Annotated in this window: 23 protein-coding genes and 1 pseudogene; 9 read left to right on the plus strand and 15 right to left on the minus strand. The window is 67.0% G+C overall.

Features of this window, described 5'->3' with window-relative positions; translation table 11 throughout:
• Positions 1-199: 199 nt before the first annotated feature.
• Together AC0HI0_RS18520 and AC0HI0_RS18525 are read right to left on the minus strand one after the other, a co-directional pair.
• Entirely contained in the window at positions 200-1,045 is an 846-nt protein-coding gene (locus tag AC0HI0_RS18520; RefSeq protein WP_480933619.1) for an SDR family NAD(P)-dependent oxidoreductase, read from the minus strand.
• Positions 1,046-1,071: 26 nt separating this feature from the next.
• Positions 1,072-1,794: an MBL fold metallo-hydrolase gene (locus AC0HI0_RS18525; RefSeq protein ID WP_480933620.1), complete on the minus strand. Its 723-nt coding sequence runs from the start codon at positions 1,792-1,794 to the stop codon at positions 1,072-1,074.
• 256 nt (positions 1,795-2,050) lie between these two features.
• Here AC0HI0_RS18525 and AC0HI0_RS18530 point away from each other — a divergent pair, with 256 nt between their 5' ends.
• On the plus strand, positions 2,051-2,371 hold the full coding sequence (locus tag AC0HI0_RS18530) for an integrase (RefSeq protein ID WP_480933621.1): 321 nt from the start codon (positions 2,051-2,053) through the stop codon (positions 2,369-2,371).
• 22 nt (positions 2,372-2,393) lie between these two features.
• On the opposite strand, the gene AC0HI0_RS18535 is transcribed toward AC0HI0_RS18530, so the two are convergent.
• The 5 genes and pseudogenes from AC0HI0_RS18535 to AC0HI0_RS18555 all read right to left on the minus strand — a co-directional run.
• Positions 2,394-3,026, minus strand: a complete 633-nt coding sequence (locus tag AC0HI0_RS18535; RefSeq protein WP_480933622.1) for a propanediol/glycerol family dehydratase large subunit — start codon at positions 3,024-3,026, stop codon at positions 2,394-2,396.
• Between the two features lie 19 nt (positions 3,027-3,045).
• Entirely contained in the window at positions 3,046-3,459 is a 414-nt protein-coding gene (locus AC0HI0_RS18540) for a lipase family protein (RefSeq protein ID WP_480934329.1), read from the minus strand.
• A 6-nt stretch (positions 3,460-3,465) separates the two neighbouring features.
• Positions 3,466-3,864 (minus strand): alpha/beta hydrolase family protein, encoded by a 399-nt coding sequence (locus AC0HI0_RS18545; RefSeq protein WP_480933623.1) that lies wholly within the window; start codon positions 3,862-3,864, stop codon positions 3,466-3,468.
• Between the two features lie 369 nt (positions 3,865-4,233).
• Positions 4,234-4,371 carry a hypothetical protein gene (locus AC0HI0_RS18550; protein ID WP_480934571.1) on the minus strand — a complete coding sequence of 46 codons (138 nt, stop codon included), beginning with the start codon at positions 4,369-4,371 and terminating at the stop codon, positions 4,234-4,236.
• A 49-nt stretch (positions 4,372-4,420) separates the two neighbouring features.
• Positions 4,421-5,080: pseudogene (locus AC0HI0_RS18555) on the minus strand (cytochrome P450); the annotation flags it as partial.
• 265 nt (positions 5,081-5,345) lie between these two features.
• On the opposite strand from AC0HI0_RS18555, the gene AC0HI0_RS18560 reads away from it, so the two are divergent.
• Together AC0HI0_RS18560 and AC0HI0_RS18565 are read left to right on the plus strand one after the other, a co-directional pair.
• Positions 5,346-5,978: a TNT domain-containing protein gene (locus AC0HI0_RS18560; protein WP_480933624.1), complete on the plus strand. Its 633-nt coding sequence runs from the start codon at positions 5,346-5,348 to the stop codon at positions 5,976-5,978.
• Entirely contained in the window at positions 5,975-6,229 is a 255-nt protein-coding gene (locus tag AC0HI0_RS18565) for a hypothetical protein (protein ID WP_480933625.1), read from the plus strand. Before AC0HI0_RS18560 ends, AC0HI0_RS18565 begins: the two co-directional genes overlap by 4 nt.
• A gap of 63 nt (positions 6,230-6,292) precedes the next feature.
• On the opposite strand, the gene AC0HI0_RS18570 is transcribed toward AC0HI0_RS18565, so the two are convergent.
• The gene (locus AC0HI0_RS18570) at positions 6,293-6,892 is read right to left on the minus strand and encodes an FG-GAP repeat domain-containing protein (protein ID WP_480933626.1); all 600 of its coding nucleotides are present in this window, start codon (positions 6,890-6,892) and stop codon (positions 6,293-6,295) included.
• Between the two features lie 271 nt (positions 6,893-7,163).
• Between AC0HI0_RS18570 and AC0HI0_RS18575 the strand changes: the two genes are divergently transcribed.
• A complete protein-coding gene (locus AC0HI0_RS18575) occupies positions 7,164-8,234 on the plus strand; it encodes an integrase core domain-containing protein (protein ID WP_480933627.1) in 1,071 nt (356 codons plus the stop codon).
• 452 nt (positions 8,235-8,686) lie between these two features.
• Here the strand turns inward: AC0HI0_RS18575 and AC0HI0_RS18580 are convergent, their stop codons facing one another.
• The gene (locus AC0HI0_RS18580; protein ID WP_480933628.1) at positions 8,687-10,012 is read right to left on the minus strand and encodes a hypothetical protein; all 1,326 of its coding nucleotides are present in this window, start codon (positions 10,010-10,012) and stop codon (positions 8,687-8,689) included.
• 61 nt (positions 10,013-10,073) lie between these two features.
• Here AC0HI0_RS18580 and AC0HI0_RS18585 point away from each other — a divergent pair, with 61 nt between their 5' ends.
• Together AC0HI0_RS18585 and AC0HI0_RS18590 are read left to right on the plus strand one after the other, a co-directional pair.
• On the plus strand, positions 10,074-11,000 hold the full coding sequence (locus AC0HI0_RS18585) for a recombinase zinc ribbon domain-containing protein (RefSeq protein WP_480933629.1): 927 nt from the start codon (positions 10,074-10,076) through the stop codon (positions 10,998-11,000).
• Positions 11,001-11,202: 202 nt separating this feature from the next.
• Complete coding sequence (locus tag AC0HI0_RS18590; protein WP_480934330.1) at positions 11,203-11,775, plus strand: arsenate reductase/protein-tyrosine-phosphatase family protein; 573 nt, start codon at positions 11,203-11,205, stop codon at positions 11,773-11,775.
• Between the two features lie 406 nt (positions 11,776-12,181).
• On the opposite strand, the gene AC0HI0_RS18595 is transcribed toward AC0HI0_RS18590, so the two are convergent.
• The 4 genes from AC0HI0_RS18595 to AC0HI0_RS18610 form a co-directional block, all read right to left on the minus strand.
• Positions 12,182-16,789 (minus strand): NACHT domain-containing protein, encoded by a 4,608-nt coding sequence (locus tag AC0HI0_RS18595; RefSeq protein ID WP_480933630.1) that lies wholly within the window; start codon positions 16,787-16,789, stop codon positions 12,182-12,184.
• 818 nt (positions 16,790-17,607) lie between these two features.
• Complete coding sequence (locus tag AC0HI0_RS18600) at positions 17,608-18,789, minus strand: IS701 family transposase (protein WP_480934331.1); 1,182 nt, start codon at positions 18,787-18,789, stop codon at positions 17,608-17,610.
• A gap of 91 nt (positions 18,790-18,880) precedes the next feature.
• Entirely contained in the window at positions 18,881-22,294 is a 3,414-nt protein-coding gene (locus AC0HI0_RS18605; RefSeq protein WP_480933631.1) for an NACHT domain-containing protein, read from the minus strand.
• Positions 22,295-22,610: 316 nt separating this feature from the next.
• Positions 22,611-23,003 (minus strand): hypothetical protein, encoded by a 393-nt coding sequence (locus AC0HI0_RS18610; RefSeq protein ID WP_480934572.1) that lies wholly within the window; start codon positions 23,001-23,003, stop codon positions 22,611-22,613.
• On the opposite strand from AC0HI0_RS18610, the gene AC0HI0_RS18615 reads away from it, so the two are divergent.
• Positions 22,938-23,111 carry a DUF6247 family protein gene (locus tag AC0HI0_RS18615; RefSeq protein WP_480933632.1) on the plus strand — a complete coding sequence of 58 codons (174 nt, stop codon included), beginning with the start codon at positions 22,938-22,940 and terminating at the stop codon, positions 23,109-23,111. The genes AC0HI0_RS18610 and AC0HI0_RS18615 overlap by 66 nt on opposite strands.
• A 365-nt stretch (positions 23,112-23,476) precedes the next feature.
• Here the strand turns inward: AC0HI0_RS18615 and AC0HI0_RS18620 are convergent, their stop codons facing one another.
• Entirely contained in the window at positions 23,477-23,941 is a 465-nt protein-coding gene (locus AC0HI0_RS18620; protein WP_480933633.1) for a hypothetical protein, read from the minus strand.
• Positions 23,938-25,002: a tyrosine-type recombinase/integrase gene (locus AC0HI0_RS18625; protein ID WP_480933634.1), complete on the minus strand. Its 1,065-nt coding sequence runs from the start codon at positions 25,000-25,002 to the stop codon at positions 23,938-23,940. Before AC0HI0_RS18625 ends, AC0HI0_RS18620 begins: the two co-directional genes overlap by 4 nt.
• 152 nt (positions 25,003-25,154) lie before the next feature.
• Between AC0HI0_RS18625 and AC0HI0_RS18630 the strand changes: the two genes are divergently transcribed.
• Entirely contained in the window at positions 25,155-25,442 is a 288-nt protein-coding gene (locus AC0HI0_RS18630) for a helix-turn-helix transcriptional regulator (protein ID WP_480933635.1), read from the plus strand.
• A gap of 247 nt (positions 25,443-25,689) precedes the next feature.
• Positions 25,690-25,923: a hypothetical protein gene (locus AC0HI0_RS18635; RefSeq protein ID WP_480933636.1), complete on the plus strand. Its 234-nt coding sequence runs from the start codon at positions 25,690-25,692 to the stop codon at positions 25,921-25,923.
• Positions 25,924-25,981 lie beyond the last annotated feature (58 nt).

Raw genomic sequence — 25,981 nt, forward strand, 5'->3', positions numbered from 1 at the left:
TGATCATCCCTTCGAACAGCGCGTCCCGCCGTGCGTCGTCGCCCGCGCTGGTGAAGCGGCCGGTACCAGCCGGCCGGACGCACAGTTCGGGGTTGCGCAGTGCCGCGAGGTGTCCCGCCTGCCGCGGCGAACGCCGCTCCCAAGGGTCTCCTGAACGGAGAAACCGGACGTCGCGAGTTCTGCGTCGGGGAGGCCGGCGTCAGGTGTCCGTGCCGGCGCGGTCGAAGGCCAGTGTGGGCAGGTCGACCGCGTGCGCGCCGCCGTCGGCGACCACCACCGCGCCGGTGATGTACGACGAGTCCGGCGAGCCGAGGAACCGGACGACGGAAGCGATCTCGTCCGGTTCGGCCGGGCGTCGCAGCGGCACCTCGGCGGTCGCCCGGCGGTAGCCCTCGTCGCGCCCGCCGGCAAACCCCGCCGCCTCGGCGAACCGGTCCATCGCGCCGTCGGCCATCGGGGTGCGGACCCAACCGGGGCAGACCGCGTTCGCCCGCACGCCGCGCGGGCCGTAGTCCCGGGCGATCGACCGGGTGAGGCCGATGAGCGCGTGCTTCGCGACGGTGTACCCCGCGAGATCGGGACCCGCGAACAACCCGGCCAGCGAGGACACGACCACCACCTGCCCCCCGGACTCCACCAGTGAAGGCAGCGAGGCCCGGCAGAACACGAACGCGCTCGACAGGTTCGAGCGCAACGCCAGTTCCCACTCCTCGTCGTCGGTGTCGGTCACCGACGACAGCCCGTGCCCGCCGGCGTTCGCGACCACGACGTCCAGCCGTCCGAACCGGCCGACGATCTCCGAGACCGCGTTCTCCGCGTCCGGGGTCACGCCGGCATCACACGCGATGACGTGCGCGCCGGTTTCCTCCGCCACCTTCTCCAGCGGTTCGCGCCGCCGTCCGAGGACCACCACCTTCGCGCCCTCGGTCGCGTAGCGGCGGGCCACCGCAGCGCCGATCCCCGTACCGCCGCCGGTGACCGCGACGACCGTGCTCTCTGCACTCACCCGGAGCCCTTTCCCTTGTCCTGAGCCGGCTGCGTCCATGCCGGAGCCACGCCGCGGAGTTGCGATCATGCGGCCAGGTCCAGCCATTCCCCGACAGGCAGTACGTGTACGCGCTGTCCGGCGTGCGCGCGGAACCCCGTCTCCGGGTCGGAGACCTCGACGTAGCCCGGGTTCTTGTCCGGCCGTTCCGCCTCGTAGTGCATCGGCACGGCGTACCGGGCGCCCAGGATCGTCGCGGCCGCAGCGGCCTGCTCCGGGTCCATCGCGGCGGGCAGCGGGCTCGGCGGCCGCAGGTGTGGCACGTCGACCACCGCGCCGTTGGCGGGCAGGAACACCGCGTCGAACGGGCCGAACCGGCGCGCGACGAGCCACCAGTACCCGTGGAACATCGTGTCGTCGCCGTGGAAGACCTGCTGCCCGTCGGCCCGCACCACCCAGTTCAGCTGCGGGTCGCCCAGTCCGTCGACGGCGGGGATCGCGGTGACGCGGAACGGGCCGACCTCGGGGGTGGACCAGGCATCCACGACCTCGGTGGCCAGCCGCTGCCGGATCAGTTCGCGCTCGACGGGCAGTGTCGTCACGTTGTCCTCGTCGTCGCCGTGGCCGGGCGCCGGTCGGAGCACCGGTGCCCCCGGCACCAGCACGCCCGCGAGCGCGGCCACGTCGGTGTGGTCCCGGTGCAGGTGGGTGAGCAGCGCGGCGGTGACCGGTCCGCTCGGCGCCACCAGGCCCTCGCCGACCTTCCAGCCGGTGAACACGGGCGACAGGTCCCGCACGTAGTCGATCACCAGCCGCCCGCCGCCGCCTCGATCTCCAACCCGGCCCAGCCCAGTCGTCGCGTCCGCATCCCGTGCCCCTTCGTTCCCGTGGTCGCGACGGAATTTAGCGTACGCACGTCCGCTAAACAATAGCGAACGTGCGTACGCTATCCTCGTACGGCGCGGCGTCGACCTTGGACACGATGGGATGCCTGGCCGGTGTGCCGCTCGAAAAGTCATCGTCGCTGGTAGAGCAAGGCTGCCACAGTGTTGGGACCATGTCCGGGTGATCGTGTCCCTGCTGTACAAGGTGACTCGGAAGCTGTTATCCGTCCCGGCGGTGCTTCTCCGCAGCGAGGCGGCCAAGGACGCCGAACTGCTCGTGCTGCGGCACGAGAACGCGGTCCTTCGCCGCCGACTGACGGGTCCGGTCCGCTATGAGCCCGCGGACCGGTTCTGGTTCGCCGCCCTGTCCCGGCTGCTCGATCGTCGCCGATGGCGGAGAGTCTTCCCGGTCACGCCGGGCACCCCGCTCGCCTGGCACCGCAGACTCGTGGCCTGCAACTGGGACTACAGCGCGCGGCGACGCAGCAGCGTCCTCGGCTGACACGGCATGATGACCGACCGTGCTACTCCGACTGGACTACCTCGGTGTGACCAACGCGATCGCGTTGCTGCGTCTGCTGCCCCTGAGCGACCGGGACAAGGACACGGAGATCCTGGCGCTGCGCCACCAGATCATGGTCCTGAAACGCCAACTCGAAGACGTCCGCCCACGGTTCTCCACCGCCGACCGGGCCTTCCTCGCGGCACTGCTGCAGCGACTCCCGGCGCAAGCGCTTCATCGTCTCCGGCTGCAGTTGCGGGAGGAACCGGGCGGTGCCACGCATCTTGGAGTGGGAGAATGCCTGGTCGTTGCCCGCCGTGCATTCCACGTCCACCATCGTGGCGATCAGGTTCTGCGCGCCCAAGGCCCACCTGGTCCCGCCGATGCCGGACACCGTCCGGGTGGTGAGTTCGGCCTTGGCCGGGTCGATGACGACCAGGGAGACGTCCTGCCCGGCGGGCGCGCCGCTCACCGCGTAGAGCTTCCCGGTCGACCAGTCGTGGCCCAGGGCGTCGTACCCGCCGGGAAACGCCGGGACGCCGGTCTTGACCACCGAACCGGTGAAGGGGTCGAAGCTGTGGAGCAGGGTGTCGCGATCGCCGACCGCGACGTAGGTCACCGGGGTGTAGCGCTGCTCCTCGGAACCGTCGGTCATGAAACCAGCCTCCAGCGGGTCAGGGGAGGTTCTTCTCCAAGGCGGCCACGTACGCCTTCATCAGGTGATCCCGCATCCCGTCACTGGCCGGGGCGAACGGGTCGGCGACCATGCCCTTGCCGCGGTCGAGCAGGTTGGACACCACCGGCATCGACTCGCGGACCCGGCCGGAGGAGTCGATGTAGCGCAGGGCCGCGACGTGGTGGAACACCGGCTCCGGCGGCACCTGGGCGACCACGTCGTTGTTGTTGACCACTCGGAACGTGCGCCCTGCCAATGCCTTGTCGTAGGCGGAAGCCAAAGAGCGGTCGCAGGTGCGGGGCTGGCCGAAGGTGTAGACGCCCTGGGCGGAGAGCCGGGGGTCCTCGAAGTGCAGCCAGGCCGCGGCCAGCATCGCCAGGCCTCCGCCGAGGCTGTGCCCGGTGAACCAGATCGTCTGCTAGGCGTCCCGCAGTTCCTCGATGGCCGCGAGCACGGAGGGCATCACAGCGCGCAGGGCCTCGGCGAATCCGTAGTGGACCAGCCCGGTGTTCGACGGGCCGGGCCACGGCGGGGTGGTCGTGTCGGACAGCCAGTCGCGCAGCTGGACCGACTCGGTGCCGCGGAACGCGGTCACGATCATCCTCGGACTGGCCATGGTGTAGGCCTGGGTGTCGCTGAGCGCGAACGGCGGTGAGAACGTCGAGTGGTGGCGGCGGACCCGGTCGAACCGCCACTCCGCGGCCTTGGCCTCGATCTGTCCGGGCTCCTGGTAGGCCAGTTCGGCGGCCTGGGCCATGCGGTACGCCTGGCGGGCGTCATATCCGGTGGCCTGGTGGTTCAGCGTCGGAGCAGACATCATCCATCCTCACGAAGACAACAGGTTGCACGGCGGCACGGCCCCGCCCGTGCTTCTTGCCTACCTGCGTCGTGGCCCTACCCGCGACCGCACGCCCGGTCCTTCACCCCGCCGAGGCGCTCTCTCACCCGTCCTCGTGGCGATCGTGTTCAACGAGCGTGATTCGAACCGGCTGGCAGGACATCGTCTGCGAGCGGGACTTCACGTCGTGCCCGTCGACAACGTGGTCGAGCGGAACCGCGGGCGTGGGCCAATAGCCGCGCCGTATGCCGGCCGATGCCCGGCTGCGCCCCGGTGATCACGACGATCGCGGTGCAGCCGGTTCGGTCGCACGCGGGGCGAAGTACAGCAAGCGCGCGATCGTCTTGCTCACGATCGGGCGAATCGGAGCACGTGGTGGTCGGTGGTGCGCGGCAGCGGCTGTTCCGGGGTCAACTGCGGTCCGGCGACCTGCCGCAGCCCTTGGTCGAGGAGTTCTGCGAGCAGCGTGGCGGTGGTGGACAGCACGACGTGCTGCCTGGGGGCATTCGGTCGGGCCGCCGACTGAACGGCGCGAGTGGCCAGTCGTCGGTCGCGCGCCCGTCAGCCATGACTCGGGTTCGTACCGGTCCGCGTGTGGCAGTTGGGGGTCGCGGTGGAAGTAGGAGCTGTGGAGCACCACCGCGGTTCCTTCGGGCACGACGCTGCCGTTGGACCGCATGGTCTGCTCGGTGGTGTCGCGCAGGATCGCCGGGGTGGTCGGCCACAGCCGCAACGGCTCCCGCATGCACGCTCGCAGATAGTCGTGATCGGTCCGTGCCCTGTGCGCGTGTTCGAGGCGCCCGGCCAGTAGTCCGAGGGTGAGGTAGGCGGCGATCGGCGCGGCGTCGAAGGCGAACATCCAGTGCTGTGCCCAGGCTTCCGGCCGGGTGTGCGGGGTCTGCGGTGCATCGGCGACGCACGCGGCCAGCCCGCCGGTCTCCGCCTGGTCGAAGTACGTTCGAGTCTGCGCCCACAACTCTTCCCGCAGCCGATGCCGCCGAGCACCACTCGCCGCACGATGCGCTGGTGGATGCGCACAAGATGGGCCCAGGTCAGCTGTGCGCCGCGTCCGCTGAGTGAAAAGGCTCCCCGACCGGGTGGTCGACTCGATGTTCGGAAGGTGCGGCGTCACTCGCGGTGATCGCGTGTCCACGCAATCGAGGAATGCCCCGCCGTGCCGGTCTGCCAACGGCATCGCAGCTACAAGCTAGAACCACGACTGGTTCCTCCACAAGAGCTTGATGCGGCACTCGCCGCTAGTCCTCGTAAGATCTGCGACGCGGTCAAAACATCCTTCACGTCATGTCACTGACTGTGCGAACAGGCAGACGCGAATGAGTGGTGCCCACCCTTATCGAGTGCTTCTCCTTTCCTGACGTCTTTTGTGCGCCCCGTTTGTGGTAGGCACTATTGAGGCGACGTGCTGCGTTGCCGCGAAGAACAACCCTGAAGGGAAGACCGTGACTCCGCAGAAACATGTGATCTCTTTTCTGGTTCTGCTCTCCACAATCTTCGGCCTGGTCGCCGCACCGGCCGCGAACGCCGCACCGCCGACGCCGAAAGTCCAAGTAGAATGCGAAGGGCCTTTCTATCAGGACGACCCGCGTCTCGGCCCGAAAAACCTGCCCGGACCCGGACACCCGGTGGGTAAACTGCTCAAGGACTACAAGCGGATCGGCAACCAACCCAACGTCGAAGCGTTCCTCCATGAGTACGTGGACGATAAAGGTCGTTGGAAGTACCCCCCGAACGACGGTTTCAAAGGTAAGCCGACGTCGACGAAGCTCAAGCCGGGCGCGCCCATCGACCGTTTCGGCGGGCAGTCCGGAAGTTTCCTCGCACCGGACAGTACGCCGTTCGAGCAGCGCTCGCTGCCGCCGCAGAACCTCAACACCTGTGAGTACGAGCCGGGCGTGAAGATGCCCTACGGCTATTACCGGTACAAGGTCGAGAAGGAAATCCCGGTGCTCAGCGGGCCCTCGGCGGCGTGGTTCGGCCAGCCCGGAGGCGGAATCCAGTACAAAATCGACGGCCCCAAGGAACACAACGTCGACTGGCTGTTGAAGAACAAATACATCAGCATCGTCAAATGACCGGAGCCGTCGTGGACCTGGCCACACTGGTGGAGGCGCTGGACCGTGCGGAAGTTCCGCGCGTGATGTATGAGATCGAGGGAGTGCGCGAGTTCGGCGACGTGGCGCCCACGGACTTCTACTTTCTGCGCGAGCGCGGTGGTAGGTGGCAGGTGGGCGTGTACGAGCGAGGTGAATATGACCCGTTCGAGCAGTACGACACCGAGGACAAGGCGACCGCCGCCTTCTACCGGCGGCTGACCACGGCCTAGTGCGACGACCAGCGGCCCGCCCGGACACCACGGGTGTCCGGGCGGGCCGCTGGGATGCGGTGGTCAGCCGCTCACGGTCCTGGGGGTCGACGGGAACAGTAGTTTGCCGAACTCGTTACCGAACACCATGATCCGCGGGTCTTTCGCCTTGTAGTAGCCCTCGGTGAAGTATCCCGTGGTAGCGAAGTCGAGTCTGCCGTCACCGCTGAAGTCGGCCACCGCGATGCGTGCCGCCGAGTGCGTGGACACCGTGGCGCTGGTGCACTGGGCGACGGTGCCGTCCCGCACGTCGATCTTGTAGTAGGGCACTCCCTGCCACGGGGCGGGTCCGCGCAGCACGACCAGGAATTCGTCGTTGCCGTCGCCGTCGAAGTCGGCGGCCACCACATGGTGACCGACTGCGTGGCCTGGTGTTTCGGGGTCGCCGAACACCGCCAGGACGGTCCGCTGCCACGTGCCGACGCCGGGACCGGTGCCGGTGGCGCGGGTGTAGACGGCCAGGGTGTTGCCGTGGAACGGCTCGATCGCGACGATGTAGCCGAACTGGTTGCCGCCGAGCCGTCCCACCGCCAGGTGGCCACTGCCCTTGAATCCGCGCGTCATGCCCGCAGGTGGCTTCTGAGGTGGTGCGCTACTCAGTGAGTTCGACCAGGCCGTGGGCATCGCGCAGATCCTGGCCGGGTCCGGTCCGGGACGCCCGATCTTGACCACGACTTCATGAGGCGGCCGGCCCACGAGGTAGCCGGCGTTGCTGCGATGGCGCAGGAGCCGGGTGTGGCCACTGTCCACACCGCGAGGCGGCATGCCGGGCTCGCGACCACGGGCGACCCGCACGACATCGTCGCGGAACTCCTGTGGGGTTCCACAACTCTGTATCTGAGCGCTGAGCTGCGGTGATCGCACATCATGGGCTGTAGAGGCAGGATCGCGAGGCGTGGCGCCACGACTGTTGTACCTGATCTTCGTCCGGCTCGTTGGCTGGCTGGTCCTGCTCAGCCGATCATCGGCGGCCAAGGACTTGGAGCTGCTGGTACTGCGGCACGAAGTCGCCGTACTGCGCCGCACCAACCGCCGCCCGCGGCTGGAGTGGGCCGACCGCGCGGTGCTCGCCGCGCTGGTACGCCGACTCCCCCAGATGCTGCGCGAGCACCGTTTGGCGACACCGGGCACCATCCTTCGATGGCACCGGCGCCTGGTCGCGAAGAAGTGGACCTACCCCAACCGGACCGGCCGCCCACCGGTCGACGACGCCGTCATGGCGTTGATCGAGCGGATGGCCCGGGAGAACACCGGCTGGGGCTACCGCAGGATCCAAGGTGAGCTGCTCAAGCTCGGCCACCGGGTAGGCGCTGCAACGGTTCGCCGCGTGCTCAAGCGCCTGCGGATACCACCCGCGCCCCAGCGCGACACCGACACCTCCTGGCGACGGTTCCTCCGCGCCCAGGCATCCGGCATGTTGGCCTGCGACTTCTTCCACGTCGACTGCGCCGTCACCCTCAAACGCGTGTACGTCTTGTTCGTGATGGAAGTCGCCACCCGCTACGTCCACATCCTCGGCGCCACCACCAACCCCGACGGCCCGTGGACTACCCAGCAGGCCCGCAACCTGCTGATGGACCTGGCCGATCGGGCCGACGACTTCAGGTTCCTCATCCGGGACCGGGCCGGCCAGTTCACCCCCTCGTTCGACGCTGTCTTCTCCGACACCGGCATCAAGGTCCTGAAAACTCCACCACGCTGCCCGAGAGCCAACGCCCACGCCCAACGATTCGCCGGCACTATCAGACACGAAGCCACCGACCGACTACTCATCCTCAACGAACACCACCTGCGAGCGGTCCTGAACCGCTACGCGGCCCACTACAACCACCGCCGACCCCACCAGGCGCCACAGCTCGCACCACCGCGACCGGACCAGCCGATCACGGAGCCGCGCCGCACCTCGATACGCCGCCGACCCGTCCTCGGCGGCCTCATCAACGAGTACGAACCCACAGCCGCCTAACCACAGGTCAGGCCATGTGGCTGACTCTTGGAACCCCACACGCCGCCTGACCTGCACGGACGACGTTTTCGGCAGGCACACCGTTGAGCGCAGTTCGAGGAAGATCATGTTCGTTGCGGTACAACGAAATCTCCCTCCTTGCTCTCCTTCTCGTCCGCCGCCTGAACACGAATCAAGTGACCAGAACCTCGTCAGCAGCAACACAACCGCAGCCGCGGCAGCTGCGTCACCACATACCTTGATCAACGAGCGCGAAGGCCTGGCGGTTCAACACGCAGGATGGAGCCACGACGCCGACTCTCGCACACCGCGTCACCTGTGGGCACACGTCGGCCGGTTGGTATCCATGCCGAGTTGGATGAGCAGGTGCACGCTTCGGAGATTGGTCTGATCAGTGGGATATTGGTCTGGTCGTGGGCGAGTTCGACGCTACGGGCTTGAACGAGCGTGGCTCACGTTCCGGTGGTCAGCACCTCGGCGGCCTCTTCCAGGACGGCGACGATCTCGTCGATGTGCAACCGCACGGCCCCTTCGCGGTCGCCGACGCCGTCGATCCGTGAGCGCAGCCGGTACCGGAGCGTGCCGTCCGGATGCAACTCTGCCGCCAGGTCATCTGTGGTCGGACCCCAGTGCGCGAAGTCCGGCGAGTGTCCTGCTCGGTAGCGGGCGGCGTCGACCCGCAGCGAATGTGCGAACTGCGGCACGTACGCCGTGTTGTCGAACGGCGTGGCGATGGCACCGTCCAGCCATAGCGTGCAGGTGCGCAGTTGTGCCCCGTCCGGGTCCCCCGGTCCGATCTCCAGCGCGAGGCGTGACCGGTCTCCGATCAGGATTTCCGTTGCGCACCAACGGGAAACGTCACTGTCGAAGTCGAGCGCCGTGGTCACGGCGGCCAACGTGGCCACGGTCACGTCCTCGTCGAGCGTGACCGACTCGGGAAGATCGGCGAAGCCCAGGTGCTCCAGCGTCGCGCGCAGGTTCGGGTAGTCGGGCACCCTGTCGGGATAGGTGGTGTACACGCCGATGTTGCGCAGCGCTTGCACGTGCGGACGGTCCGCACCGGGCAGCCGGTTGCCTGCCAGGTACAGCCGCGCGGCCCGGTGATGGGGCGCGGCGTAGTCGGCCGGACCCAACTCGACGGCGAAGCCCGCCCGGTCGCCGTAGACGCCGGCGGTCCGCGTGGAAAACGCGCCGAGCAACTCGCCGGCCACGGCCCGCCACGCCGCCGCGTCCTCGCCGGTGACCCGCGCGAACCCGCCGTGAACGGCGATGTCGGACCGCCGGCCGGCCAACCCGAGCAGGCCGTTCCCACTGTGGTGGCGCACGAGGGACTCCCGGTCGAACATCCCGCGGTGCAACGCGGCCACCGAGCGCGGGGTGATCGGCAGCGCCCGGAGCGCCACGGCCGCGTCGACCCGTTCGTCCCGGTGCCCGAAGCCTTCGAGCACCGCAGCCACCTCGGACACGTACTCGTCGGAACCGGTCAGCTCGCACAGCACCTGAGCGGTGCGCACCCTGAACACGCCGTGAGCCGAGGGAAGGGCGGACCTCAGCAACGCGCTCGTGTCCGACGGTGCGCGGCCAAGGCGGGCCAGCGCGCCCAGCGACTCGACCGCGACGTGATCGTGATCGCCGACACCGGCACGCACCATCCGCTCCACTCGCTCAGGCTTCCGCTCGTGCTCGGCGATCAGCGCGCCGCTGTCGCTGTTGTCGTGCCACACCGGGCACGAGTCGCCGAACGTCTCCCGGCGGAATTCACGCCACGCATCGCCCACCCTCGTAAGGCTAGCGCCGGAACTCGGCCCCCGAACCCGAGACGCGTTCTTCGGGCGGTGGATGCGACAGGAGATGTTGCTGGACCCTGACGATGTGGCAGCGGGGAACGTGATCCGGTTCCGGCGTGCCAGCGCCGATCGCGTGGTGCGGTCGCGCAGGCCCGCGCACCCGGAGATCGTCAGCGTCGAGGAGTTCACGCAAGCCCAGTTGCTCCGCAAGTCCAAGTACGCTGGCGGACTCCGGACCGCGCGCAAGACGGAGCGTTCCGAGCGGGCCACGAAACAGACCTACCTGTTCCGGGGACGGCTGCGGTGCACGGTCTGCGAACGCAAGATGGAAGCAAGCCCACGGGCGCGCGGGATGTACTACCGGTGCCCTGCAAGGACTTTGCCGAACGGGTCGCCGGCGTTGGGCATCCACCCACCGACGATCTACCTTCGTGAAGACGTTCTGGTGGACGCGGTGAACAAGTGGCTCGGCGAGTTGTTCGCGCCGAGGAACGTCGACCGGACGGTGTCCGCCTTGGTCGACTCACAGGGGACTGTGACCCCCACGAACCACGATGCAGCGCGGAAGCGACTGGCGAAGGCAGAGAAGGAACTGGCCCGGTTCCAGGCAGCTATCAAAGCCGGAATTGATCCGTTGGCGCTGGTAGAGCCGATGAACGAAGCTCAAGCGGTGAGGGCTGCCGCCAAGGCGGAGCTTGACGGGACTCGCCCGCCGGACCACCTGACAGCCGCCGAAGTGCACGCCATGATCGACTCGCTTGGGGACGTCGGAGCGGCACTGAGAGAAGCCGAGACGGAGAGCCTGTTGAGGGTCTACCAGGGGCTTGACCTGCAAGTTCTCTACAAAGACAAAGCCCACGTGGCTGATGTCGTGATCAAGCCAGTGGGCAATGTGAATAGTGCTCGTGTCCGAGAGGGTTTCTTGAACTCCCAAACGGGTGCTGTAGCCCCTTTCGGGACACCACGGCGAAGAGGTTAGCAGGGCTTTCGAGTCCACCACCAGTGTTTCGAGTCTCCACTACGGACTGTCGCAACGATCTACCGGCGGCGCTTCCTCCGCACGCAATCAGGACAGTGCTTCGACCGGTCGGGACCACCGGCGCAAGACGTTGCCTCGGGAGCGCCTTTCCGGGGAGTCCGATGCCTGACCGCACGACACCGTTCGACCGGGCCGCCGCGACCTGGCACGCCACCTGGGCACGAGCTTCTCCGCCGAGACCATCCGCACAGTGCTGGAGGACGCCTACGTGCAGCTGGCCCGTACCGCCGAGGACCGCACGCACCTGCTGGTGCTGGCCACCCGGGCGACCCGGACGGTCCTCACCGCCGTCGCCGACCGCCGGGAACTGCGTGCCCGGGGTGTGCCGGACGTGCTGTTCGCCTGCGTCCGCAACGCGGGCCGCTCGCAGATCGCCGCCGCCCTGCTGCACCACCACGCCGCCGAACGGGTCGTCGCCCACTCGGCGGACTCGGCCCCGGCGGACCGGGTCAACCCGACGGTCGTGGCGGTGATGGCCGAACTGGGCCTGGACATCGCCGACGAGGTCCCCAAGCCGCTGACCGACTACGCCCTGCTCGTCGCGGACGCGGTGGTCACGATGGGCTGCGGCGACGCCTGCCCGGTCTACCCCGGCAAGCACTACCTCAACTGGGAACTGACCGATCCCGCCGGGCATGACTTCGACACCGTACGGAGCATCCGGGACGACATCGACCGCCGGGTGCGCACGCTGCTGGCGGAACTGGTCGGCTGAGGACCTGACGTGGGCGACGGTGCCCGTTGCGGGGAAATGGCGATGTGTTGATGAGAAGCCCACCCCACCCCCCAGGCGCAGCCGTCAGTGCATTCGGCGCAGTAGCCGTCCGGTCATCCGCCCCATCCGATCCGGCGACCGGAACGGCGGAATATTCGCGCGGGCAATGAAATCCTTGCCGCCCCGGACAGCCGCTCTATAGCATGGCATCGCCGCACGTCACCGCGCCCTTCGTAACGGGTGAAGGTTTTTGGCAGCTCATTCCTCGAGGTTTGTGGGAAATTTCCCACTCCGGCTTTCGCTCAGCGAAACATGCGAGCCTCTAACCGGTCGCTCCTGGTGACCTTGGTCAGGCTGGTGCCTGCAAATCACTTGGGCCGGAAGCGGTCACTTCGCATGGGCCCGCTTAACGTTTCTCGTTCTCGGCGGTGGGTGCGGCTACCGAAGTCGACGGCCGTGATGAATGGTTGGACGCTTCAACTGCTTGCGGACGCGTGATCTCGAGAAGAAAAGGTGTCGCATGAACGCTCAGCTCATCGTTGAGTCGTTGCGACTGCTCCTGCAACATCTCCATGATGTTCGACGGGGTTCTTCTCGCGTCAGCTTTTCGATAATCCTGGGCGGCCCACTGGTCCAGCGAGTACTGGCCGACGAGGTAAATCCCTGCGTCAGTGTTCGCCTCCGGTAGATAACGGCGGACGAGTTGCGTCTCCTGTGACGTTGCGAGATCGGTGTTCCAGGTCGGTTTGACTTCGACGACAACAGTGAATTGTCCGCCTGCCTGGTGCCCGCCTGAGGGCGCTGTCGTTTGCACCAGGATGTCGGTGCGGTCGCCAGCGCCGTAGGCGTTGCGCGGGTGGATCAGAACTTCGCGATTGATGACTATCCCACGTCCGTGAAGTCGGGTCCTGAGTTCGTGGGCGAGGTAGGCGGACAGGGCGGCTTCGAACTTGGGTGCCCAGGTTTCTGGCGTGACGCCGCGATTCTTGCGTGCACGGGTTGGGGTGTGATTCCACAGCAGTTCGCTGTGGTCTGGTAGTTCCTGGGCGATGTCGGCGAGGGTGTCGAGCAGGAGCTTGGCCAGTTCGGTGTTGGAGCGGATCAGTCTGCGACTGGGGTCGTTGAGTATCTCGGTGATGTTGTCGACAGAGGTGTTGTCGGTCCATCGCGTGGCTTGGACGCGGCGTCGGGCATTGATGAGGGCGCTGGTGACTTCGAGGTCGTCGGGGTGTTCCTGGGTGAGGTGGCGTAGTTGGTCGACGGAGGCTCTTGTGGCTCGCTGGCCGAGAGTGCGCACGCACTCCATGCGCCAGGAGCGGATCTCGTCGCGGGGTGTGATCCGGCCCGGTTCGTGGCGTTCGGTGTCGGTGGCGGGCGGGAACAGGGTGGTGAGCCAGCGGTAGTTGTCGGCGAGTTGTTGCTCGTCGAGACGACCGAGGATGACTTCCCGGATGTGTCTGGAGGCGCAGGCCAGCGCAAGTTCGCGTCCGAAGTCTTCGTCCGTGCGGGCCGCGGTGACAGTAGGGCTCCAGAACCGGCCTGGGTCGTGACGTAGCAGGATGCAGCCTGCTTGCACCGCGAGGCTGCGTTGGGCTGTGCCTACGCCGACGTGGGTGAGGGTGGCAGCGGCGATAGTGATCGCCCTTGGCTCCTCCGCCGCTACCAGCGTCGCCAAGAGTTCTGCCCAGATGCCGATCGCGGTGGCTCGTGTTTCTGGCGTCTTGTCGAGGTTGATGTCGGGCAATGTCGTCTCTGCTGGCGTTGTGTCGAGCGCGGAGGCGATCTGGCCGATCAGTGTGATCATGGTGTCGGCGATGTGCGACGAGTGGTCCGTGTCGAACAGCCCGAGTTCAAGGGAGCGCTCGCCGCGTGCGAGATCGTTGTGCACGAGGTTTTGCAGGAGGGTAGCGACCAAGGCGTGAACGCGCTGGGCGGCCATGCGAAGCAAGCGTTTCCTGCGGTCGCGGCCCTCTCCGCTGTCGGCGGAGGTGTAGGGACTCAGCAGTGCGCCCGCCCATGCTTCCCAGTGGGCGTCGGTGATGCGATCGAGCTGGCCGGTGTGGTGCAGCAGGGTGATTGCCAGGCAGCCTGCCCATGCCGGATAGTGGATCTTTCCCTGACCGAGCCAGCCGTCCCGGTGGTCGTGTCCGTGGTCCAGGTAGGACAGGGCCGCAGTGGCAAGCTTGGTTTCGGCGTCGTCGCCCAGGACGCTGATCCCGGCGAATGTCCTCAAGTCGTCGGACTTCGGGTAGACCTGCTGCCCGGTGAAGGGGTCGAACTGGAGGTTCCAGGCCAGTGCCCAGAACGCGTTGGGATCCTTGCCCAGGGCCAGGCGTAGCCGATCACGCTGTGCGTCGATGAACTCCTGCGACTTGTCCCACTGCCTGGGTTGGCCGTGGCGAACAGCGCTGCGCATGGCGTCGGCGAGGTCGCTTTCGCGTGGCACGCCGTCGTAGACCCAGCGGATGTGCTCCCAGACGGGGTTGTCCTGGTGACTGTAGGCAAGGGTGAAGATGTCCAGGTTGAAGCCGTCGAACAGGTAGGAGGCCAGTCGTCCCATCGCCGCGGCCAAGGCGTCGTGTCCTGACTTGTGTGCTTGGTCGGCTCGGTCGAGTGCCCAGGCGAAGTCGGCGCTGTCCAGCAGTGCGGCGCGTTCGGCTTCGCGCAGCCCGTCCGGCGGTGGGTACTGGCCAACCACCCTTCGAGCGGACTCCCAACCATGGCCGATGACCCACACGTCGGCTCTGCGCCCTCCGCCATCGTCGGCGACAGCCTGCTGCACCAGGCGGCTCGCCAGGTCTCGACGCAAGGCCGTGACAGCTTCCGGCTCGACACCATCGGCGTCGACCAGGTCAAGCGGTCCCGGAATCGGGGGACGCTCGTACTCGCGTAGCTGGGACCACAACAGCTCGGCGATCAGGTCGAGGTGTTCACGCGCGTCGGGTGAACCGAGTACCCGGTTGACGATAGAGGGCAACAGCTTCGACGGGAGTTGGCCAATCGGCTCGTCGTCCAAAAGCAGCATCGTGTCGCTGTCGTCGTGATCGATGGACATGACCGGTCCGACGGGAGACTCGGGGGCCTCCTGACCGACGCGCACGCAAGCCCACCGCAGCAGAGCGTCGAAGTCTTCCGGACGTACGTCGTTGGGCATCTCCGACAGGAACAACTGGTACTCGCCGTACCACGAGCGCTGCGGCGGGTGCACGTGCCTCAGCATCTCGTGCAGCGACAGATGGTCAGGCCACAGCAACCGAAGGAGCGTCCCCTCCAGTTCCTCCGTCTCAATGGACGACGTGGCATCGACGGGCGGGTGAAGGCTGTGCAGCAGGGCGTGCAGGCGAGGCGCGGCGGTGTCGGGTGCGGCTTCCATCGCCGTGAGGGCGGCGTGGCGGCGCTCATCGATGCCCCAACCGTCATGCTCGGCGATGGCCAGCAACGGCTCGGCCAGCTCGGCGACGGCGGCGTCCCGCGCCAACCGCACGGCCAGGCGGACACGCGCCCGCTCGGACCACTCCAAGGAGGGCGTATCCGCAGCTGATTCGAGCGTTGGTCTGAGCTGCTCGGCCAGACCTGGGTGGGCGACTTGCCAGCGTCCGGGCATCCAGCCGGTTTCGCTAAGCTCCACCTCGCCCGCGTGGGCGAGCAGGCGGTCGACGACCAGGGCCCGGATCGGCTCGGAGTCGACGATGACGCTGTGTGCCACCAGGCTCTCCGCGTCAGCGGCGGCCAGCCATTCGGTGTTGGCCGGGTCGAGGGCGACCAGCCACGCCGCAGCCTCACGCAACGGCACGGGGATGCTGGCTGTATCGCGATCCGGTGCATCGACGAGGAACAGGTTAACCAACTGCTGTCGGGGCAGCTTCCGGTCGTGGACGTAGCGGGCGGCGAGGTAGGCGCCCAACGACGAGTGACGGAACCCCAGACGGTCCTGCCCGTGCGCGGTGAACAACGCCGTGCCCAGCGTCTCCTTGACCGCGGCCTGGCTGACGTCGAACCCGCCGCTGGTCGTCCGCTCCTGATCACCGGCGAGACTGCCTGCGTCCAGATCGGTCTCTTGCCGGGCGTCCAGCCCGCGACCCATCCAAATGCTGCGGCGACCGGAGAGCAACAGCCGGGCTGCGATACGTCCGGCGGCGGCCAAGCGCTGGTCTGCGCTGAACTCCACGGAGTTGCGGGAGCGGTCGGGTTCATCGGCCAACAGCCGCGTGCCCCGGGCGAACAAGACCGACGGGCCTCCGACCAATCGGCCTTCGTCGTTGTGGATCCTCACCAGCAGCTCCAGCGTGAGCGGAACGCTGGCCAGCGCGCCCGCCCCAACAGCGATGGCGGCTTCCACCAGCGCTTGTCCGTCGTCGTGCACGATGCCGGCCAGCTGGACCGCCTGCGCTCGTGTGAGCGGTGCCAGGTCCGCGACGATGTGGTTGTCCACACAGCGGTTGAGCACGTCGGTCAGGGCTGGCGGATAGTCCGCAGTGCGGCACGCGATCAGTAGCCGGACCGCGCCCCGAGGTAGGCCGTCCAGGGCACGGCCCAGCTTGCCGGGCAACCGCTCCCGCATAGGGCTTTCGTCGAGCTGGTCGATGACCAGGGTCAACCACGGGTGGTTCCGCTCGGGGGTTGGCTGTCCACGTCCGGCCAGTTGTTTGAGGTGGGTGCCGATCAGTTCGTCGAAGGTGGCGTCCACAAGATCGCCGCCGTCCACCCACTGCACCGCGTGGGAGTCGTCGCCGTCGACTTGGTCGGTGATGTCGACCAGCCCGTTGACGAGTCGGCGGAACGCTGAACTCTTGCCCACACCAGGCTCACCCAGCAACACCAGCGCCCCGCCACCAGAGGCATCCTCCGGCGTGAGCAACCCGCCAGGTAGCACCTCGCCCGCGGTGGGCCACCACTGAACGGAGATGTCGAGAAACCCCGCCGCATCGAGATCGAAGGGGGTGTCGCCATCCGACCCACCACGGACCCGGCACAACCGGCCGACCTGTTCAGGGAAGAAGGGCGCTCTGCTCATCTACCCATCATCGTTCAGTGCCTCGGCAACGTTTCGGACTGCTCACCGCCCACCTGATCGAGCGCGACGTCCTGGCCGCCGCCGACACGGTCATCGGGTGCACCGGTTTTCGATCCACGCTGATCCACTTCGCACCGCCAAGGGCTCACGTGATCTTGACGGCCACGTCCGCGACGGCGCGCGCCTGCGCCTGCTCGGCTACGGCAGCCGGGCCGTACCCGCTTCGGCCACCCTCACAAGTTCAGCTCACTACGAGAGTCGTCGTGTGCAGCATCATCGCCGGGCTGGGGGTGGCCACGCGAAAATGGACCGGTCGGTTGTTCAAGCGGTTCGTTCGGCTGATCCGCGCGACACTCCGCAGGAGGGCGGCAGGCTGTCGGTAGGAGCGGCGCAGGCACAGTAGGTGTCGCTTCACCTGTTGTGGCCAACCTTGTCGATGCTCGCCCACGCCTGGCTCGCGGTCACACGATCCCTTGCGGAAAAAGGGGAACCGGAGCCAGCCGCACCGGCATGATCGGCTTCACGTTACCCGAGGTCCGGCGTCTGCTGGTCAACCTGGTCCTGCGACCCGCCACCAGCGCCGAGCACGTCTGGTCCTGGTCGTGCTGGCGTCGACGACGCCAGCACCAAGCCCGCCTCAGCCACTACAAACGGCGCGGCTACCCACTCACACAAGTGCCGTTGCAGTACTAGTACTCCAGCCGCACTTGGTGACTATGTGCGTTTCCGCTGGTAGTGACTGTTTCTAGCACGGTACTGGTGTCGGCGGCGCCAGTGGGACCACCGGTAGAGTCGATCTTTGCTGAACGTCTGGGTGATCAGGTGTGCCAGGAGACGTCGGACCTCGCCCAAGGTGAGGGGTATGAGGCCGTCCTCTCCTGTTGTGCCACGATGTTTGCCGCGGTGACGGCGAGGTAGGCGTGGGCGAGCATCGCGGGGGTGACGTGGCGGTACCAGGCGTCGTAGCGGCGGACCTGGTAGTGGTCCAGGCCGACCTCGGTCTTGGCGGTCTGGAAGCATTCCTCGACCGCCCAACGGCTTCCGGCCACGCGGACGAGCTCGTCGTCGGGTGTGCCGGTAGGCCCGAAGCACAGGTAGAACGCCAACTCGTCCGGATCGGTGATGCTGCGGCGGATGAGCAGCCACCGTGACACGTCGCTGTACTGCCCGGGATCGGGCGGCAGGGTCGCCGCGGCCCAGTCGTACAGGCGCGCGCCTTTGGCGCCGTCACCGGCCGAACGTCGTTTCCACGCCTCGGGTGGGGCGTTGCGCGCGAGGGTGTCGGCGCGGGCGGTGCCGTTCACGGTGGGCACGGTCTGACTGCGCGGCACCGCGACGACGTAGCCCGTCCGACGGTCCTCGAGCCAGGCGCGGAACTTGCCGTCCTGGCCGTATGCCTCGTCCGCGGTCACCCATCGCGCCGGCACACCGGCCGCGAACGCCCGCTCCAGCATCCGAAGCGCCAGAACCGCCTTGGTGGCGAAGGAAATCGAGTCGGGCACCGCCGCCTCACGGCACCGGGCACGGTCGCCCGTCCAGGACTTGGGCAGGTACAACTCGCGATCTATCAACGTCCGACCTCCGCCGGAGGCGTAGGCGAGGAACACACCCAGTTGGCAGTTCTCGACCCGGCCTGCGGTTCCGGAGTACTGCCGCTGCACCCCGGCGGACTTGTCGCCCTTCTTCAGGAAACCGGTCTCGTCCACCACCAGCACACCGTCGCGGTCGCCGAGCCGCTCCACCACGTAGGCACGCAGGTCGTCCCGCACACCGTCGACATCCCAGGTCGCGGCGTTGAGCAGCCGCTGCATTCCGTCCGGTGTCGTCTCACCGGCGACCTCTGCGAGCGTCCAGCCGTTCTTGCCCGCGATCGGCGCCAACAACCCCCGCACATACGCCCGACCACGACGCCTTGGCTCCACCCGGTGAAACCGACCCGCCACCCGCCCGAACAACTCGTCCAGACCCGCGGTCCAGGCCGATAAATCCTCGTCTACGATCACAAGATCGACAGCCTAGAGCAACATGATCACCAAGTGCGGCTGGAGTACTAGCCCACGACATCACAACCTGCAACTGGTGGCGAAGTGGTCACCGGTAACTGCCGATGGTGTCCACTTTGAACCAGTTGTTCGTGCGGGCCACGGTGAGGAGTGCCTGTGGTGTCGCCTCGTTTTTCCGCGTGGACGTGTCCTTCGAGGGGCGGGGCTGGCGGTGTGGCTGGCGTGTGTCGAGAAGGGCACCGACGACATCGTGGCTGGGTTTGGCGATAGTGGTGAGCGGTTGGAGCCATCCGTGGGCGCCGATGCTTCGAGCGGCATGCGCCACTCCGTAGCGTCGGATTTCGGACAGTCGGGTGAACACCGCCCGCCAGTCCTCGAACAGCGTCGAGATCACCGCTTCCGGCGCGATGCACCACAGAGCGAGCGCCCATTCGGCACGGGCAAGCTCGCCATGCGCGGTCGGTTCGCCGGTGGGGTCGACGAGGGTTTCGACATACTTGAGTTGGTCGCGCCACCACTGCAAGTTTGTGGCGTTGGTGCGGCTCTCGGCGAGCAGGGTGGCCGGGTGTGCGTCGGGGCCGAACGCTGTGGTCGCTGGACGTCGGGTGAAGGCGAGTCGGTAGGGCGACGCTGCGCCGATGATGGCGATGAGGGAGGGCAACCAGCGGTGGCCGGTGTGGTCGAACAGCGCCGAAGCGATGTTCGACCACGGGAATGTGCTGCCCTTCTCGCCTGCTTTGAAGCGACGCAGTGCGGCGACGGCGGCGAACGGCGAGCCCGATTTGCGCAGACGGGTGACAGCTTCTTTCCTACGGCGCTGGGTAGCGGCGTTGGCTTCTGTGAACCCGGTCGCCGAGGTGGTGAGCAGCCCTTGGGTGCCGAACGCGACCGCGATCTGTGCGGGTAGAGAGCGTATGGAGGTGACGTCCGGGCAGAGGCCGTCGAGTACTGCGTCAATGAGATCGGCTTCGAACCTTCCCTCGGACGTCGGTACGAGGCCGGTGTCGAGCGCACGTTGGGCAACCAGCGGACGGGACACATCGAGGCCGTCGAGATCGAGTGTGGCGCCAGCTGCACCCTCGCAGACGGCCGCCATCCGCAACCACGCGTCCTCGACCGATTTGCCGGTGGCGGCTTGTACCTGTTCGGCCCACCACGTGGTGAACAGGGACCGTTGGTTGAGCAGTTCCCGAAGCACCCTTATACGGCGGGGATTCGCGGGGTCGGCGGGATCCGCTGCGAGCTGCCCTGTCAGCCGGGTCCAGGTTGGATCCGCCCCGTCGGCCTCCCCGAGTTGCGGAAGCTCCGGCAACGAGCTGATTTCCCTTCGGCTCAGAGCGTCCAGGAGAATGCCGACGTTCCGGTCGGCGCACAGACTGTCCAGCACTTCGCGTGCCTGACGGGGACGGGTTGCAAACGCACCGTCGGTCAACAGTGTCCACGCCGCCACAAGGAATGGCGGGGTGGCGCTGATGGCAGCCTCGTCACGGATACCGGCAGCCAGGACGTAGATGTCGCTGCCCTCGGCATTGCCGCCGTAGAAACGTGCGGTGTTCAGCCAGTAGGGGCGGTGCAGCAGTTCACGGAAGACGGTGTTCCGATCAAAGCCTTTGATGTCCTCTCCGGCGTATCGGTACAGGAAGCGGGCGGCGAAGTACTCGCGAAGCGAGAGCACCTCAAATTCGAAGGTTCCTTCGTTCTTGCTCGTCAGAGTCCACAGTCGATCGCTAGTCGCCTCAAACAATTCGTCAACGATCGTTTCCGGTTTGCCGTAGGCACGTTGGAAATGCCGGATGGCAGCCTTCAGGTCGACGACCGACATGCGCGCATTCAGGCTGAACTCTTCGCTGTGGGCCTGTAGGTACCAGCCAAGGAAGGGGACGATTTCCCGCAGTTCCTTCTGGTGCTTCCTGACCGACTCCGGGTGCTTGTTCGCCTCACGGGCCAGCAGCAGTTCCACGTAGGAATCGTAGAGTTCCGTGCGCTGAGTCGGCGTAGCCTCGCCGTGCTTGTGGAGCAGGTCGAGCAGAATCGTCAACTGCATCGGATTGCCGGCGAGTTCGCCGATGTATGGCTCTTTGCTTTTTGTCCTGAAATTGCTCCGCAGCGCACGGCCTTCGTTTCCGTGGATCCCCCGGACGGTGCACCACTTTCGCAGGTACTCGTCACGCTGTGCGGAATCGAGTGGGTTCAGCACGAGCACGTCGAAGAGGTCCGACGACGGCTCCGGGAGTTCGTTGGTGCTGGGCCTGGTCGTGACCACGACTCGGGGAGCGATCGGGTAGGCTTTTCCTCGACGGCAGAACTGGTTGATCGCCTCGACGACTTTCTGGCGTGTCTTCGGTCGTCCGACCTCGTCGAGGCCGTCGAGTACAACGATGCTCGGCACGCGCTCGAAGATATCCTGGGCGTCCCCTGCGGTGACCGGTATCCCGCCGCTGGCGTGCGTCATCAGTTCCGCGAGGAAACACTCGATCGTCGACTGTGACGCCGGACGCCTTACGGACTTCTTCGCCGTCTCGGAGTCTTTGTCCCACACGTCGGTGCCCGATAGCCATCGGGCGTAGTCGCTGAGGTCGAATCGCAACGGAAACAACGGATAGTCGACCGACGGCAGGTCCGTCGGTCGTTGCTGCGACGGTATGAACGCCGAGCGGTGCACCTGTGAAACGTACTGGGACAGGGTAGACTTGCCCTGACCGGGGGCGCCGCGTACAAGCACGCACGTGATGGCAGGTTGGAGCAGATGGGCGGCGGCACCTCCCAAGGGTTCGAGAATCGGTTCACCCGCGCGTCTCTGGCCCGCAGGATACAGACGGTCTGCGTTGACGTCGATGAATAGGTCCGCAACCTTTTCGCGATCGATGTCTACTTGGCTGAACTTGACGCGTTCGTCGTCATCCCATTGAGTCGCCGCAACCTTACGCACGAGCGCTCGCAGACCGTGGTCTTTGCGCGCTATGGCCTCCTCGCTGATGAGATATCGGATGAGGTCCCAGCCTGCGAGCATGTCGGCGTATTGCCACTTGATCTCAGTAGGGGCGCCGTCGACCATACCGTCAATCGCCTCGCGCCAGAGGCAGGTCATCTGCTCAAACCCGAAGTTGTGCGCGTGGATATCGAGTTTCGCGTTCAGTCGGTCGAATGTGCCCTGTCCCGCTCTTCCGGTGCTGGGCACGTTCGTCACCAGTGCGTACCTTCGCACCCCTTCGGAAGCGAGACGACGAAGGTTTTCTGCTTCCTTGACCACTACCGCGTCCAGCCAACCGACGGCGTCCTTATGCGTGCCGTCGACCGACCATTTCACCTGGTAGACAAGCTTTCTCGCGGGTGCAACCCCTTCTGACACTTCAGTCACCAGACCGTCTCGGCCGCCGTCGGGCTGACGCAACGGGAGCGGCACGAAGTTCTCGAAGCGGGCGGTCAACAGGGCGTTGACCAGCAGCTGGAAGTCGTGGTCTCCAAGGCGCTCGTACAGGTACTTGTGGCGACTCTCGGGCAAATCGGCTCCTTCGGCGGGGGCCTAATCATCGCATCAGCCGCGCACGACACAAGCGCAGGAGGACGAACCCTGCTCAGGCTGGCGTACAGCACGCTCAGTGCGAGGCCGCACAGGGCCTTCTTGCGGTGTTCGGTGTGGTGCTAGCTGTGACGTGCCGTGGCATGCTGCTCCGCTGGCCACGGCAGGTGTGCGATCTTTGGCGGCCTGGAGCCAGGGCGGCGGTGACGGCTCGCCGTCACCGCCGCGACCGATCTCCGTTCCCACGAGAGCACCTGCTGCGTCTCTCGCGCGGGTCGGACACCTGTCGCTTGCCGCGTCATAGCCCTTCGGCGAGCAGCCTCTCGCCGTACGGGAGGTTCCCTTCGTGGGCGAGGGCGACGAGTCGCTCTGTGCAGTGCTGGTCGCCCTTTCTCGTGCGGTCGAGAAGTTCGTCGTGGCGACCGTGTTCGACGAGGAGCGCCGCCAACTTCCGACCGGCATGGTCGAGGCCGTGGTCGGCCAGTCTCCGCAACGCGTCGAGGTTGCCAGCCAGGGCCAGCCGCTTGGGTATCCACTCCTGCGCCCAAGACTTGCCCCTCGCCAGTTTTAGAGCCTCAGGCCAGCGGCCTTCGTCCGCCAAGAGGTCCGCCAGCTCGACGCAGGGGTGCGGGAGCTGTTGGTCAAGTGGCGGCACATCGTTTTCCGCGAGCTGCGTGATCCAGGCTCGCACTATCGGATGCTGGCCAAGGCCGAGCAGATCCAACGCCGTGGTACCAACCCATCGGCGGTGGCGCTTGGGGAGATGAAGTCCCTCCTGCGCCGACGGCAGGCCCAGTAGTCCTCAAATCGGGTCATCCCGGACGCCGAGACCCTCGACCAGGTCACCGCGCTCCCTCACCCACGAACTCGCCTCCTACCCCGACGTGCTCGCCGTCCTGGGGCCCGACAGACTGCCCGGAGTCCCGTCCGGGCATCGCGGCGTTCCCTGCTGCCACAGCCCTGGAGCCTGGGATCGGGGGCCAGTAGGCCAACGTCGTCTGACGACGTGATGCGTGGAGCGGCTTGGTGATCGCGGGGCCGCTCCACGCGCGGGCACGTCGGGTCCGGGCCTTCCGACAGTTGTCGCAGCCCACGCTCTCGCCTACCACTACAGGTGGCGGGTAAAAGTCGCGTAGACGACACCTGTCGGGCCCGAGGTGGAGCTCAGCGGGCCGGCTGTGGCCGATTCCCGGTGCGGTCGGGTGCGGATGTCAGGTGGTCGGACACGATCCGGCGCAGTACGCGGCCCGGGTGGACGAGCAGTGTGGTGGTGGCCGGTGACGCGGTGATCAGCAGCAGGTCGCCGGTGGGGATGCCAGCCAGTGATCGCAGCCCGGCTGGGATGAAGATCTGTCTGCGGTGGTCGATCCTGTGTGGACTGTCGGGGTCGGGTTTGACGAGGATCGCGTCGCCGCGCAGTCGTGCCCGTGTGCCCTGGCCAACGTGCCAGCCCAGTGTGTTGAGCAGTCGGGTGGCGGGTATGCGTCCGGAGTGGTCGATGGTCGAGGATGCGACGACCAGGCCCGGATCCAGCCCGTGGTCGGCCTGTCGTGGGGCGACGATCTCGGCGAGGGGGCTGAGCGGACGCTCGACGGGTGGCGTGAACAGTGGGGTGAGGCGTTCGTTCACGGGCGGGCAGGGTTCAGGATCGGGAAGACCGGGAGTCCGCCGTCGGGCGGTGGTGTGGTGGCGAGTGGGTGGGGTTCCCGGGTGTAGGCGGCCAGGGCGGTGGCATAGTCGGCGAGGGTGGGTTTGGTGTAGACGGCGGTGACGTCGTCTCCGCGCGGCGCGGTGTGTCCTGCGTAGCCGTGGGCGATCGAGGGGCCGTAGTGGCGGTCGACCCAGGTGAGTGTGGTGTGGCGCAGCCAGTGGGTGGAGACGTTGCGGGCGGCGACCCAGTCCAACTGGCGGCCGACACGCTGCCAGAGGCGGTCGTAGCGGCGGCGGTTGATCGGATTCCCGTCACGGTGGCGCAGCAGGGGTTCGCGGGTGGGTTTGTCGTTGCCGCGGTGGCGTCGGTGGTCGAGCAGCGCCTGGACGAGGGTGGGGCTGACGGGTTGCCAGCGGACGGTGTCGTTCTTCTCCCGCAACCGCACCAGGCACGTGGTCGGCTCGACGTCGTCCTCGCACAGCGCGAGGGCACCGCCGCGGCGGCAGGCAGTCTCCAGGTGCGGCCGGAACAGCAGGGTGTCCAGCGGGGTGTCGTGGCCTCCGCTGGTGATCGCGTCGGCGAGCGCGGCCACCTCCGCAGGCCCCAGAGCGCGGCGGGCGGTGGGTCGGCGGCGGGGTTTGCGGACCTCGCCGGCGGGGTTGAAGTCCTTCGGGACGAGTTTGTCGTTGATCGCGCGGGCGTAGACCGCGCGCATCGCCGAGACCAGGTGCTCGGCCACGGAGTGGCCGCCGCAGTCGTTGCGGCGGATCGTGCGCGTCGCGACCAGGCGGCGCATCAACCTCTCGATCTCCGACGGAGTGGGCTCGTCCAGGCGGCGGTCGCCGAAGGTCTCCACGATCCGCGTCCAGTAGGTGCCGTAGGTCCGCACCGCCCCCGGCCCGGACGCGGCGACCACGGTGGGCACGTAGGCCGCGAACGTCGGCAGGTCCACCGGTGGTCGCATCAGGTCCTGCGGGGTCACACCCAACCGGGTCAGCAACAGGCGGGCGGCCTTGACGGTCTCGGGATCACTGGTCACTCATCGCCTCCACGGGTGGATCGGCAACAACACGACAGCATCACGAAACCCAGCCCTGACCAGCAGCGATACCGGCCCGACGGGGTTCCGCGACCGATTTTGTACCACTGTTGGTACGGACTCGCGCGGCGTGAAGTACCAACGTTGCCCCCGTGCCAGCGTCGCCCGTGCATCCGCACCTCGCGGAACGACGCACGCAATTCGGCCACCGCATCGCGGCACTGCGCACCAACCGCGACTGGACCCAGGAACAGCTGGCCGAAGCCACCGGATTCGACCGCAAGACGATCAACCGCATCGAGAACGGCCGCCACTCCCCCAGCCTCGACCGCGTCTTCGTCCTCGCCGACGCACTCGGCGTCCAACCCGCCGAACTCTTCCACCACGACAGCGCCACACCAGACCCGATCGGGCGACGTACCCAAAGGTCGGGCAGCTGACACCGACCGACCTTCATATGCCGTCGACACCGAGCCGGGCCACGGTGCGAATGGGAGCAACCCGGCAACGGGCCGTACTGTTCGCAGTCGGAACGGTCGGCACCTACTGTCAACCGCCGGCCACGACAACACACGACCACGCGTCAGTCGCGCCCACCGCCAGCCGCCCGCGAATGGTGCACCGCGGACACGCGGTCTGAGCGGATCGCCCGATCGATGTCCTCGTCTGTCACTAGCCTTGTCCGTCATGAACGAGTACGCGGGCCAGGAGTGGACCCCCGTCGACGTCGCGGCAATGATCGCCAATCCCTTCTACGCCGTGGATATCGATCCCGTACTGGCCGAACCCCACGAGCCGATGATCAGTGAAGAGCAGTGGATCGAGTCGAACATCGCCCTGATCGGCGAACTCGGACCGAAGGCCTACCTGCGCAACCTGTTGACGATCCTCAAAGGCAACTATCCCCGCTCGGACAGCTAGTACATCGACCACTCAGGTTCGCCGAGGGGAGCGTCAGAGTGGTCACGGAGTTGTCACG

The sequence above is a fragment of the Saccharothrix sp. NBAS 001 genome (assembly GCF_056640475.1).